Genomic DNA, 13,834 nt, shown 5'->3' with positions numbered 1-13,834 from the left:
GTAAAAGGCCTGCTGATATTTGTAAGACTATTTGTTATTTTCTCCCACAAAATAATTACTCGGCCACAGGTGATCGTCCAATGCCGCATGGTCTACTGGATAATCAGCGTAAACCAATAGCTCAGCATTATTCTCTGTCGCTTGAAAGGCCGTAGCATAGCCTGCTGGGACGTGCAAAATTTGGCCCTCGGAAGCGCTGAGTAAGAACTCGTCGACAGGTAGGTTTGGAGAAGGGCTCTTCCAATCATCAATCTTGACTAAGCGCGCCGAAAACTCGCCTGATACCACATAAAACCACCGCTGTTCGATTTTGTGCCCTCGCCAACCTCGGATCACCTCAAGGTCAGCATTTTGAATAAGGTAAAACCGCTTCACCTGCGTCATGTCAAAGGCATTGACAAAGCGAATCTGCCCGCGGAGGTCTTTTGCGATCCCACCTGCGATAAAACTATAATCTGAATTTTGCATCTTTATCTTTTCTGCTGGTTACTTCGAATATGTTTCTTAATTATATATGTCTTAAGCAAGAGATAAGCTATACTTAGTACCAATAATGACACAACTGAAAACAAAATTTGTACGCTAACATCAAATTTAGTCACATAAACAACTATTAAGCCGAGCATAAATTGAAGAATACCATATATCGCCGAAACCCATAGCTTTGGAACACCCGCTTCATTAGCCAGGTATTGATATAAATGCGATCGATGAGCTTGAAATATGTTCTCCTTTAGATAAAGCCGGCGAATGATCGTCCAGACCGCATCGACTCCATAAATTCCCAAGAAAAGTAGATAAATAAAATTTCCTGTATATAATATCAATTGTGCCAGTGCAAATATTAGTATGAAAGCAATTGCGACCGAACCAACATCTCCAGCAAAGCATTTGGCCTTTTTACGGAAATTGAAGAACGCAAAAGCAAGAACCCCAAGCATGGTATACGACAAAAGATCTGGATCAATAAAGCTTACAGTATGATTGACCAGCATCAGAAGCCCTCCGACTGCCAAACTATATGCCGCCGTGATGCCATTGATACCATCCATAAAGTTATATGCATTGATAACACCAACAACCAGTACAAACGTTGCGAGTAAATAAAACCACGGCATAGCAAATAATTCTAATTGGTATGCCATCAATAGAACCGATAAAAAATGGATTACTAATCGTAGTTTGTTGGAAAGCGTTAATAAATCATCTGCAAAAGAAACGGCGGTCATCAGAGTTAGACCCAGAAAAAACCAAGGGTATGAAAATCCCGAAGCGACAAAATATACCAGAGCTGCAAAATAAAACACTACACCTCCACCGCGCAGGGTTATTTCTGTGTGCGACGATCTTTCATTGGGTTTGTCAATGATATTAAAATGATCGGCAATACGAAAATACAGTAATTCAAATACGATAAATGCAGCTAGTAGCAGAATGTAGGGCATGTTAAATGATGGTGTTTAGCGAAAATAGCAGAATTACTCCTTACTATCTACAAATGAGCGGATTGTTTTTTCCATTCCTTCTTGAGCAGTAAGCGGTAGTTTGTCTATGCCCAAGGCATCCTTAATTTTTTGATTGGATACCACGTACGATTCCGTCAACTTTTTAAGTCTTTCAGAATTCAGAGGCAAAGAACAAGCATCACCCATTTTGGCCAATAGTTTTACAAGACCTTTAGGTGTTTTCCATAGTTTCACTTTTTTACCTAAAGCTCCAGAAGTAATCGTAATGACATCATTGGTAGACAAGACAGTATCGTCCGCAAAATTATAAATACCCGAGGGTATTTCCGGTTTATTAATTATTTGGTCAATGAGATAACAGAGATTATCTATACTGATAAAGGATCGCGCATTATGGAAGCTCGCTAATGGCCAGGGCAACCCCTTACTTACTACCTTATACAAGAGATTTAGATTTCCCTTATTCCCTGCCCCATGTATCATGCACGGCCTGACGATAAATAATCTTTTCCCTTCTGGCAACGGGGTTTTCAACAGGATAGTTTCGGCTTCCAGCTTGGATTTTCCATAAGGTGTAAGTGGATTAGCTATAGCGTCCTCTAGTAAAACAGCATCAACCGTATCTGCTACCGCTTTTACGGAAGAGAAATAAAAGAAATCGCGGATATCGGATTGCAAGAATTTTTCAAACACTTCAACTGTTAGATCACGGTTTATCTCATAATACTTTTCTTCAGCAGAGGTGTTAGTAGTATCATGCGCTTTGCCGGCCAGATGAATAATGGCGGTAGGATTTGTCCAATTCTGCGACTGCCACGCTACATCGCGAAGCAAGATGGCACTAGTCTTATGACCTTTCGCCCGGAGGTATCTTGAAAGATTTGTTCCAACGAAGCCAGAAGTTCCCGTAATATATATCATATCAGTTGCTATTCGCCTATCGCGTAATAGGAGAATCCTATTTTCTGTAATTCAACCCCATGAAGCAGTTTCCGACCATCGAAAAGGAATGCAGGACGTTTCATATTTTCTTTAATCTTCGCCCAATCGTAGTGCTTAAACTCATCCCATTCCGTCAATATGGCCACTGCATGCGAGCCATTTACTGCTTGATCCGCTGTACTTACTACTGTTACTAAACGGCGATTCTCCTCTGGAGAACGCGTACCTAAATAATCCAAATCACGGTAGATCTGTTCGGCAGATACTTTTGGATCGTAGACGATAATGTTTGCCTCTTCGTCTAACAGATGATCCGCCACATAGATAGCCGCCGATTCACGTGTATCGTTAGTATCTTTTTTAAATGCCCAACCTAAGAATGCGATTTGCTTTCCATTAACGGTATTGTACATGTTTTTAATGATTCGCTCGGCGAAGCGTGTTTTCTGATGATCGTTTAACAAAATCACCTGTTCCCAATAATCAGCCACTTCGTTTAGGTGATAAGAACGCGCGATGTAGACTAGGTTTAGAATATCTTTCTGGAAACATGACCCGCCAAAGCCTACCGATGCTTTTAAGAACTTAGAGCCTATACGACTGTCTTTACCAATAGCATGTGCTACTTCATCGACGTTTGCACCGGTGACTTCACACAACTCAGAAATGGCATTGATACTGGAGACTCGCTGCGCCAAAAATGCATTGGCCACCAACTTAGAAAGCTCGGAAGACCATAAATTGGTGGTTAAAATGCGCTCTCTCGGCACCCAAGCTTCATAGACCTGCACTAGCGCTTCGATCGCTTCGGCATCTTCGCCACCAATCAATACGCGATCCGGATTATGCAAATCGGTTACCGCCGTACCTTCTGCCAAGAATTCAGGATTAGAAAGAATATGAAAGTTGACACCATTGCCGGTATGATCCAAAATACTTTTTAGTGCTTCTGCAGTTCGTACAGGTAAGGTCGACTTCTCTACCACAATCTTGTCTGATTTGGCTACTGTAGCAATCTGACGGGCACATAATTCTATATATTTTAAATCTGCCGCCTGTCCTTTGCCTTTACCATACGTCTTTGTAGGCGTATTGACAGAGATAAAGATCATATCCGCCTCATCAATAGCCTTATCTACGTCGGTAGAAAAGAACAAATTCCGGCCACGTGCTTCCCCAACTACTGCATCCAGACCGGGTTCATAAACCGGAAGATTCTCCAAATTTTCGTCATTCCAAGCGGCAATCCGTTGCTGGTTCAAATCCACAACGGTAACTTCGACATTGGGGTTTTTCTGCGCTATCACAGACATAGTGGGACCGCCGACATAGCCGGCACCTATACAAGTAATTTTTTGTATGTTAATCATGATATATCTATTTAATAGACCTGACTTATTTAATGAAATCTAAACTTTGCTGTAAGTTGAACAGAGGCGTGTAGTAAAGGCTATAATTAAAAGCGATAACCTATAGATAACCCAAACCTAGCACCAGCCCATAGACCATTAGTGCGAATTGATATTTGATCACTTTCCGCATCAACTCTAACATTCGCAAGTGGTATGTCAAACTCATTTGGTTTATTAATAAAAACTTGTTGCTCGTAGTCATCCAAAGGACGATTATTTCTGTTAATCCCCACTATATTTCCACTATTTATACCGAAACTAGCACCTAGAATTGTCCAATCTAGATAAAATGCCTTTCCGAACCTCCACTGCCGACCAATTGATGCACCAGCAGTATATGTATGGATTGGCCCTTTGAAATCAAACTCAGAGGGATTGACTCCATTTCCACGCCCTGTGTAATCAATTTGCATGTCGACTCCAAAATTGGCATATTGAAAGTATGTACCCAAATAAAAGCCTCGCAACGCACTAGATGGCGTGAAGTAGTAACGAAACTCTGGAACAATAGAATATTGTGATACCATGAGGTTGCTAAGGCGTACATCATTATCCGTATAATAACGCTCAACTTCAGATTGAAATGGAACACCTTGACTTGGGCGAACATTAACACCTAAAGCAAAGGACCAATGATCGCTAATAGTCGTTTCATAAGATATGTTATAGCTTCGCAGCGCAATCGGAAGCAAGTTAACTTTAAAAAGGTGCGTATCAAACAGTTTCTGCTGAGCCTGAACCGAGACTGACATTAGCAATAGTAAACTTAAGAATGAAACCTTTAAGTTATAGTTCTTCATGTTCATCTTATAGAATTCATTAAAAATCATCAAACCTCTATATTTAGCAGGTCAGCAATAAGCTTTTTTTGTTAAAAGGTAATTTATAATTTTATTTTGTCATACTCAACTAAATATGTCATATGACTAAATGTCGACTCAGTTCTCAATCAAGGGAAGTCTTTCGTAGATTGTAATCAATCACCGGCATCATTACCAATCAGATTGAATCTACGAATTTACCATATCTATAACACAATCTTTTCGTTCGTAAAACAAATAATGTTAAAATTTCAGGAGTAAAAACACTTTTTAGAAACACAAATTAACATACCTAGTTGCGTGAAAATTAACGTCAAATATAACGGTTATTTTTTTAAAACTCTTTTAAAGAAAATGGAAAATCAATAGCCCTTCTTACAGCCTTTTCAGCATTGTTTGCAACATTTTGCGAAATTGTGCTGGGCCGATAAAGTTTCGCTAAAGAAGTGGAATGCCCTTTATCAAAAAGAGTATAATACCAAGTAGCAGCAGCAATGTATCTCCCCAAAGCATTGAGGTGCTGAGTATCTCTCGTTAAAATGCTACTTTGAATATTTTGGCGGTAGTTCTGAATACTGGTTCCGCTAGGAACAACAATAGCATTAGGAAGAAGTTCGGCTTGAGTCCTCATATATGCTCCCGCAATAGCCTCATACATAACCAACGAATTGTTTTTGTATCTATTAAAAGCTAAGTGTGGCGAGCCGTCGCTGTAGGACCACGTTTGGTGCAAAATATACTTTGTCGTTGACCTGTCATTTCTCATATTGACGAAGTCCACTAGCTTTGGAAGGCCATTAACAAATGTTTCATAAATACCAGAGTCATCACTTCTTTGCTGAAAACTTATATAATCCCAGTAATCATCGACGATAATTTCTTTCAGTGACATACCTTCCGTAACCGTTCGTTGTCCCGAAGCTGAGATTTTTCTATAACTGTAAGATCGAATGTCATTTTGTGCAGAGTGCACATGAAAATTAAAGTCTGCCCCGGTATAAAATGCATTAGCTACAATAATTTTCTTCTCATTTGCAGATGCTAATTGATAAAGATTTTGTTCTAATGCATCTTCTGAAAAGCTATTACCAATAGCTAAAATGCGTATTAAATCTTCTTGATGAACATTGATAATACATTGTGATTCAAAACCTAAAGATGGAATACCGACAGAAATCTTTGCTTGACCAGCAGCCTTGGGCTTCAAGAGCACCGTATCACCTTTGATCGCTAATACTGTCAACACAGCTCTGTTATCAAGTTTCCAAAAAACAGAATCTTTCTTTACCTTCTGTGAAATGTTTCTCACATATAGTTTCAAAGTATCTTGTCTACCTAAAGAGACCTGTGTTCTATTTAACTCAACAGTTAGATCTTCAGGAAAATCTACATTGTCTTTTCTGCATGACACACATGATAAGATAACAAAAAAGAAAAAAAACCGAAGGAAAGAGATTACACTCATTGATGCTTAAACAGTAGATTTCAGAATAGCACGAAGTTACTTAATTTCATTTAATACGTAAGCAAAAAAGGACTTGATCTAGCCAATCGATTTGCTAATGCTACGTGATCCGCTTATATTTGAAACCAATAAATCTTTATGCACAGAAACGAAACTATTGACATTGCCAAGGGGATCAGCATTCTCCTGATGACTTTGTCACACTTTACAATAAGTGACACCTATGAATCTATAAGCACTTTCAATTCCTACTTGATTATTTTTAAAGTTCCACTTTTTCTTTTTATTTCAGGATACCTGTTCAGCTTTTATCCCGATTTAAAAGCATTTATAAAACATAAAACAAATGGTTTACTGAAACCTGCTATAGTACTTATAGTTTCGCTTTTTCTATTCTACTCCGCAATCAAGCCTAGCTTTCGCAACGAAGCACTTGAAGCATTAACAACATTGAAATTTAAAGATTTTTTGCTACCAATGTGGTTTCCTATTAGTCTCTATTTTGGATTAGTAATTTTCCATATCATATTGTCCGCATGGGAATCCCACAGTAAAAAAAATTACTGTATGCTATTTTAGCTTTGATTGGAGTTTTTCTTGCAAATGGATTCAAGATAGATTATCTATATGCTTACACTTATATTTACGTCGTACTTTTTTTAGCTATTGGATACACTTTTAAAAAACATAAATCTCTCCTTAAAGATTATTTAGTAAATAATAGCGTAATATTTCTTATAATCTTATTCAGCTATGGACTACTTATGTACTTTAAAAATACGTTGAACATCCGTTTAAATATCGTTGCAGATATCTTCGGGAATACCTTTTTCACCCTTTTGTCAGTCGCATGTGGAATATATCTAGTGTTTTTTATTTCCAAACACGTATTACGCCGCATTACTCCACTAAAATTAGTGTTTGTAGCTTGCGGAAAAGCAAGCCTTTTCATTTTATGCTTTCACGCTCTTATAGAACCCAATTTATACAAGATTTCTAGGAAATTTATCCCTCAATCTAGCTATAAGCTATTAGTAATAGCAGATATTGCCAATTTCGTTTTCACAATAGGGTTATGTATTCTTATTTATATTGTGGCAAAAAGAACACCAATTATAAATAGTGTGCTTTTTTACAAGCAAAAGAAACCTATTTAAGAGTTCTTTCTATCTAAAAATTTTTCTTGAAAAATAGTAAAGAAAATCTCGAAGATCTAAATCCTTCCTATAATAAGAGTATAACGTTCTGGATTTTGCTATATTTTTTTCTTTTATTGCAAACCTCAATAGATGAGAAATGATAAACAGTGTGTAGTATTTGCGCTCTTTGTCATTCGTAATTCCGCTTAGATTGATATTATACAAAAAATCCTTTTTAACAGGATGATTTCGAAGAGTTTCTTTGTTTTCAGAATCCGATATATAGTAGGTTGTTGCGTAAGGTATAAAGTATACAAAATATTTGCGTCCAATACGCGAAAAAAGCTCATTATCTTCCCCGAGGGACAAATTTTCATCAAACGAATCAGCACGCAAAATTTCTTTGTGGATACACACACTCGAGGTGTGGACTGCAAACCCATTCATCGAAGCCACATCGAAATAATTGAATAGCCCTCGCTTTGGCCAAATAATTGATTTAGACACCTTCAAATCACCCGTAGCGATTCGGAATCCCGTTGCCAAAAAATTTTGATGCGATTCCTTTCTTATAATCTCGACTAAGTGCGTTAGATGATCACTTTCCCAATAATCATCTGCATCTAAAAAACACAACCACGGATATTTTGATTGTTGTATCCCAATATTTCTTGCTTTAGAGACGCCTTCATTTTGTTTGTCAATAATAACAATTCTGTGATCTTGAATGCTGCGAACTCGTTGTAAGCTCTCATCTGTTGAACCATCATTTACAATGATGATCTCGAAGTTTCTTACGTGTTGATCAAGCACCGATTGAATCGTGATTTCTATTGTAGTTTGCTTATTGTACAAAGGTATAATCACCGAAAAGGCAACGGCATCTTCTTGCATTGAAAATAATATTAAGATAAAGACTGGAAAAAATTTGCTTGTTGCTGAACAAAATTATTACGACCTAAAGAAGGACGCTCCTGTTCTATATTTGCTTTGAACTCATTTATTAAAGCTCGGTTACTCATAACTCTGAAGAGCTGTTTTGCGATCTCTTCAATAGTATTCTCTTTTAAAACTATTCCGTTCTTCCCATCTACAACTAAGTCTGCGCATCCCCTAGAAGAGGTGGTTATAATCGGAACACCCATCGCCAAAGCTTCGATAATACAGACCGGCATCCCTTCCTTTTCACTAGGGAAAAGAAATAAATCTGAAATACTCAAATATTCTTCTACTTTTTTTGTGAAGCCAATGCATTTTACATGTTCACTTTCATGAATCCAGCGTTCTTCTTTTTCATTTAAGCCACTTGGATGTGCACGATCGTTACCTCCGATAAGCAACAGCTTTACATTTGCCTCAGGATGATCCTGCATGACTTTACTAAAAGCACGAACCACCTTATCAAAACCCTTGAAAAAAACGAATCTCCCGGTAAAACATACTACAAAATCTTCTGATTTAATCCCTAGCGTATCTCGTAGCTTCCGGTCTTGCACATCGGTAAAATTTGCTTTATTAAATCGTCCTAAATTACATCCTAAACCCTTTGTTTTCAAAAGGTTTATATCTATTGTTGGAAACTCATTTTTTACAAGGTCGTAATCAGACCTATTTAGTACCCAACTTTGATCAATTCGTTTCAACGAATGCGATTCAACAATTTTATAGATAGCTCTTTTTATAAATCCTTCTACTGCCGGATAACCCAGCCCGTGAAAGGTTCCAATAGTTCGCACGTTCAATCTAGATCGAAAAGTTGTAGTAAAAATACCGGTCGTAAAATGAATGGAAACAACATCAGGATTAAACTTGGCGATTAGTTTGTGGATAGACCTTGAAGCTTGCCAGTGTTTCCAAAGATTAAATCCTCGCGGAAAATCCACATAATCGAATAAAATTCCCTCCCCAAGATAGTCGTAGTGATCTTCTACATCTATCACCCTATCTAATGAACATACCACCTGTACTCGATGGCCAAGATGTATCAAATGTACCGCTACATCTCCTAGAAAATTATTAAAACTTCCATAATCGGTAATTACGAACTGAATTTTCATGTAACTATTTATATTGTAGCAGAACCTATATTAAAGAACTATTTAAAGATTGCATCTATCACACCCTTAATAATATTATGCTTCATGGTCGAGGACCTTTTGGAATGAGCATCCATTTTACCAAAATCAGATGCAAGATTCGCCGTCGTACTAAAATTACAATTTTCGAAACTCGAAGAACGATTTGGTTTACTGTATTTGGTGAATTGAAAGTCAGAATTTTTATAAACGACGGTTATTTCGTTATTCCGAAAAAAGGTGTTCGACTGTATTTTGCAATTGGTTACAAATCCTTTGTTATTATTAGCATACGCCGTGACAATTCCTTTAGCTCCCCCAAAAAATGAATCCACATTATTAATGAACTTCGAGTTTTTTATATAAACATCTTTTGCTGCAAAACCATAGACGAAAACGGCGCTACCAAAACGTTCAAAGGTAGAATTATTCACATCCAATGCTGTCTTCGACTCCTCTATATGAATAGATCTATGATAACCCACCATTTCAGTATTTTCTACCGTAAGTGTAAGCAAATTCGTTTTGTTATATTCTGCTACGATGCCACAACGTGAAAGATTCTCTTTCCAACCACCAAGATTTGGTGATGCTGGATACCCCTCCAGGTGGCTATTTTTAATTATTGCCACCGCATTATCTCGAGCATATGCTAAATAAATAGCGTCACCAAACGCATCAAAATCGTCCGTTTTATACCATTTACCGCCGACTCTATTGAACTTCAAATTATTGGCTGAAAACTTCCCAAAAACATTAATTCTTGCTCCTGCACCATAGATGTTTGACATATTTATCGCATCTAAATTCACTTCGCCAATTCGCTCCGTAAAAATTGGCACTGCTAAAATCAATTTTGAATAACTCTTACTATCAAATTGCACTGGATTTTGCGATCCATCAATGGTAACATTGTTAATACTGAAAACTGCTTTGGCGTTATACTCTTTGGATTGAATGTGGAAAAGATATGACAATTGTTTTCCAGAATTTGCGAGGAAATCAATTTTTGAACCATTGCCATTAATCGTTAATTTCTGACCTGCGGATAATACAACTTTTTGAATTGCTTTATCTACTTTGTAGGTCCTACCTCTTTCAAGGTTCACAGGTGTTTGATTTTTAACTGCAACAGATATAAGTTGATTTAGCTCTTCAGCATCGCTTTTATACTTCTGTACGGCGATTGCCATCAAATTGATTAATACCAATAGTAGTGTCAGTAAGTTTCTCTTCATTGTCAAGTTATATTTTATTTTTAATTATTCGAGATATGGCATTCATATCAAACAAATAGAAAAGCATTAAAAGGAATAACAGATAGAAGTTAGCTCTATATCGTATTCCCGACCCAGGATTTAAAAAACCAAATGGGTAATGCACGAATAAAATACCTACAATAATGATACCCAAAGCAAAATAGATACGGGGATTAAAAAGTCCTTTGTTCAGAAAATATGTCAAACGTTTGTAACATAAGAGCATGAAAAGCAAAAGTAAGAAACCACTTTCTATTCCTGCAATCAGTTGTACTGGTTTGGATACCATCTCTTTCACAGTTGGACCCCAAAATGCAATAAACATACCGTATGGTGCTTGTTTAAAAAAACCATATTGCTCTAACCAAGGATCAGCCGATCGTGTACTTTTAGCCATTTCTGGATCCTTATATGTAAAGTGTAGATACATCCCTTGTGCCAAGGTATCAATCAAATCTCGCAACAAATACACGCCTACAAGATTTAATGTAAACATAATTACGCCTAACAAAAATGTGGCAGTAGGACCCATTTTAAAGAATGCAATTAGTCGTAAAAAAACCAATGCTTGAGCAATAAACAAAAGATACTGAGGCTTAAATAAAAGACAGAAGTAAAGTGCGATTAAATATATAAATCGGATTTTAAAATCTTCATTTAGGAAACGGATAATCATAACAGCTAATACGCCGCAGAAGAAACAAGCAACCGCCTCTTTAGAATGTATACTGGTCCATACAGCAAAATTTGGCAATGATAATCCTACGAAAAGCAGAATGGGATATCGATAAAGATTTAAGCGATCTACAGCGTAATAAATACCATAAAACGATAGTAACATAAGGGGTATACTAGCCAACACATCAATAAAGAAGATCGTTTTAAATATGCCACCCAGGAAAAACATCATGGAAGTAGACGAAAAAAAAACTTCTAAACCGAACGAGATGCCCTTGTTTAAATAGGACGACGTATCTCCCAATGTCGTAAGCTTACCGTAAACAAAGAAAGCAAAAAAAAGGTAAAATACTTTAACAGAAAAATAAGATATCCAAAATTTCCTAAATGCCATTTAATTAAATTCCATACAAATCTAACCACTTTTTAATTAAGCGTTGTATATCATAACGTTGCACAATATAGTCTCGACCCGAAGTGTTGCTTACGCGTTTTTCGTTCAATGATTCGCTCATAACTTTGTAAAGGGATTCGGTATCTCTTGTTGGAATCAATTTACCATGTCCACCCAGTACTTCCTTTACTCCTCCCGCATCTGTTGCGACGACAGAGAGTTCACACGAAAGTGCTTCGGCAACGACAAGGCCGAAGCCCTCGTATGCAGAGGAAAGCACAAAGCAATCTGAAGCACTCATAACTTTTGGTATATCTGTACGTATACCCAGCATACTTATATGTGCACAAAGATCTAAACTAGTAATAAGATTTTCTATCTCTTCTCGCTTATCCCCTATACCTACTATTAATAAGTGTACTTTTTCATTATCTTCTACAATTTTCTTGTAAGCATACAGTAAATTAGGGTAGTCCTTTTGATCGTGTAATCTACCAACCGCTAAAAAAACAAATTTATTAGCGTCTAGTTCCAACTCTTTTCTGATGGATTCTCTGCCAAATGGATCATAACGAAAGTACGTAGTGTCAATAGCATTGGTGATAAGAACTGCCTTTTTTTTACTAAAATATCCTCTCTTAATATACTCTTCCAGAGCTTCTTTACTAACATTTGTATTCGCATCAGAAAGAAAATCAGTGTAATGATACACATTCATCATAGCTCGTCCGCCCTCAGATATATTGTGGGCAGTGCAAATTAATTTTTTAATTGGACAAAAAATACGAGCAAATCGAGTAAAGAAATTTGCATGAATCATGTGACTATGCACTACGTCTGGTTTTTCTCTATAAATGATCCTAATTAACTTTAATAGTCCGTTTATAAGTGAAGCTTTACTTTTACCCCCTAGTTCATAAACTTTTGATCCACATCGTTTAAATTCAGGAATCAGAATTCCATTGGGCTCCATCACAGCAACACTAACACTATAGTCTCTTTCGATCAACGCTTTTGTTAACAACAAACACTGCATCTCGGCTCCGCCCATCCGCAATCCGGTAATGACGAATAACACATGTTTTTTCTCCTCTTTCTGCTTCCCCAGCGTACTCTTTCCTCTTTTCTCCATACTGAAAAAATTAACCCTTTCCTAAAAAGGACAAAATCTTAAAAAATAAATTATTGAAAAGTTGATAAGAGCTGAGTGGGCTTCTGATGTATAACGCTGTAATGTTTTTTAAGACACTAAAATTACTATTAATCGCTCCCCAAAGTTTATATTCAATTAGTTTCTGTTTAAATGAATTGGATAACTTTTGATAATCCTTTGCATTCAGCGTTTTCACATCGTAAAGCGCCTTATAGAAAGAGGCAACTTGTACTAGAACATGTTGTAAAATTAATCGGTTTTCACTACTTCGATTCGTGTATAACCTCATGTTTTCTATAAACTCTCTCAACATGATTATATAATTATTAACCATCTTTTGATCTGCCGTCCGCATTATAGATGTACTTCTTACCAAATAATTTAAGAGTGGCCTCCTACTTACCAAAACCTGGTTAACATTTTTTGTAGTAAAAAAAGTAAATATATGATCTTCAAAGTTTACACCTACCTTAAATATGAATGGAGAAAATTGCACTAAGAAATCACGCGCAAAAACTTTGTCAATCACTGTAAAAGATATATTGCGAAAGCTCAGCAGACTGTGTAATACTTCATGATGTTTAAAAATTTTTTCTTCTTCCTCAAATTCGTATTTGACAAAACTACGCTGAATCGGCTTGTACGCTTCGTCGACATAATTTCTGGCGAATGCCATGTAATCAATATTAGAATAACTTTGCAACTTATCAAACAAGTATGAAAGTGCATCTGGTTGCAGATAGTCGTCACTATCTAAAAAGAGTATAAATTTTCCAGATGTATGAGTAAAGCCGACATTTCGCGCAGCACTTAATCCTTGATTGGATTGCTCTATGAGTTGATATTGAAACGAAACGCTTTCAAGCTGATTCTTTAACTGTATTAAACTTCCATCTGTGGAACCATCATTGATAAAAACAACTTCAAAGTCTTTAAAAATCTGCGACTGTAGCGAGTCGACACACCTATAGAGATATTTCTCGACATTATATATCGGTACAATAATTGAAAAAAAAAAAATTAATTGGCA

13 protein-coding genes are annotated in these 13,834 nt (G+C 36.7%); 1 reads left to right on the top strand and 12 read right to left on the bottom strand.

Going from position 1 to position 13,834, the window contains the following annotated elements; translation table 11 throughout:
* Positions 1 to 27 precede the first annotated feature (27 nt).
* The 6 genes from A0125_RS08125 to A0125_RS08100 form a co-directional block, all read right to left on the bottom strand.
* Positions 28 to 468 carry a cupin domain-containing protein gene (locus A0125_RS08125; protein ID WP_066754484.1) on the bottom strand — a complete coding sequence of 147 codons (441 nt, stop codon included), beginning with the start codon at positions 466 to 468 and terminating at the stop codon, positions 28 to 30.
* A gap of 2 nt (positions 469 to 470) precedes the next feature.
* Entirely contained in the window at positions 471 to 1,445 is a 975-nt protein-coding gene (locus tag A0125_RS08120; RefSeq protein WP_066754480.1) for an MraY family glycosyltransferase, read from the bottom strand.
* Between the two features lie 33 nt (positions 1,446 to 1,478).
* Entirely contained in the window at positions 1,479 to 2,387 is a 909-nt protein-coding gene (locus tag A0125_RS08115) for an NAD-dependent epimerase/dehydratase family protein (RefSeq protein ID WP_066754478.1), read from the bottom strand.
* 8 nt (positions 2,388 to 2,395) lie between these two features.
* Positions 2,396 to 3,778 (bottom strand): nucleotide sugar dehydrogenase, encoded by a 1,383-nt coding sequence (locus A0125_RS08110; RefSeq protein ID WP_197464829.1) that lies wholly within the window; start codon positions 3,776 to 3,778, stop codon positions 2,396 to 2,398.
* Between the two features lie 86 nt (positions 3,779 to 3,864).
* On the bottom strand, positions 3,865 to 4,620 hold the full coding sequence (locus A0125_RS08105) for a DUF3575 domain-containing protein (protein WP_262507285.1): 756 nt from the start codon (positions 4,618 to 4,620) through the stop codon (positions 3,865 to 3,867).
* A gap of 355 nt (positions 4,621 to 4,975) precedes the next feature.
* Positions 4,976 to 6,052, bottom strand: coding sequence for a DUF4886 domain-containing protein (locus tag A0125_RS08100; protein WP_066754472.1), 1,077 nt, complete (start codon positions 6,050 to 6,052; stop codon positions 4,976 to 4,978).
* Positions 6,053 to 6,244: 192 nt separating this feature from the next.
* Here A0125_RS08100 and A0125_RS16635 point away from each other — a divergent pair, with 192 nt between their 5' ends.
* Positions 6,245 to 6,685: an acyltransferase family protein gene (locus A0125_RS16635; protein WP_066754470.1), complete on the top strand. Its 441-nt coding sequence runs from the start codon at positions 6,245 to 6,247 to the stop codon at positions 6,683 to 6,685.
* A gap of 587 nt (positions 6,686 to 7,272) precedes the next feature.
* Here A0125_RS16635 and A0125_RS08085 read toward each other — a convergent pair.
* The 6 genes from A0125_RS08085 to A0125_RS08060 form a co-directional block, all read right to left on the bottom strand.
* A complete protein-coding gene (locus tag A0125_RS08085; protein WP_066754466.1) occupies positions 7,273 to 8,139 on the bottom strand; it encodes a glycosyltransferase family 2 protein in 867 nt (288 codons plus the stop codon).
* Positions 8,140 to 8,150: 11 nt separating this feature from the next.
* The gene (locus A0125_RS08080) at positions 8,151 to 9,302 is read right to left on the bottom strand and encodes a glycosyltransferase (RefSeq protein ID WP_066754464.1); all 1,152 of its coding nucleotides are present in this window, start codon (positions 9,300 to 9,302) and stop codon (positions 8,151 to 8,153) included.
* 38 nt (positions 9,303 to 9,340) lie between these two features.
* Positions 9,341 to 10,558, bottom strand: coding sequence for a hypothetical protein (locus A0125_RS08075; protein WP_066754462.1), 1,218 nt, complete (start codon positions 10,556 to 10,558; stop codon positions 9,341 to 9,343).
* Positions 10,559 to 10,565: 7 nt separating this feature from the next.
* Positions 10,566 to 11,333, bottom strand: coding sequence for a hypothetical protein (locus tag A0125_RS08070; protein ID WP_156472483.1), 768 nt, complete (start codon positions 11,331 to 11,333; stop codon positions 10,566 to 10,568).
* A gap of 322 nt (positions 11,334 to 11,655) precedes the next feature.
* Entirely contained in the window at positions 11,656 to 12,783 is a 1,128-nt protein-coding gene (locus tag A0125_RS08065; RefSeq protein WP_066754458.1) for a glycosyltransferase, read from the bottom strand.
* 10 nt (positions 12,784 to 12,793) lie between these two features.
* Complete coding sequence (locus A0125_RS08060; protein WP_262507293.1) at positions 12,794 to 13,807, bottom strand: glycosyltransferase family A protein; 1,014 nt, start codon at positions 13,805 to 13,807, stop codon at positions 12,794 to 12,796.
* Positions 13,808 to 13,834: the final 27 nt, after the last annotated feature.

It is taken from the genome of Sphingobacterium populi (assembly GCF_001586775.1).
Lineage (GTDB): Bacteria > Bacteroidota > Bacteroidia > Sphingobacteriales > Sphingobacteriaceae > Sphingobacterium > Sphingobacterium populi.
This window is presented reverse-complemented; position numbering and strand designations above follow the sequence as displayed.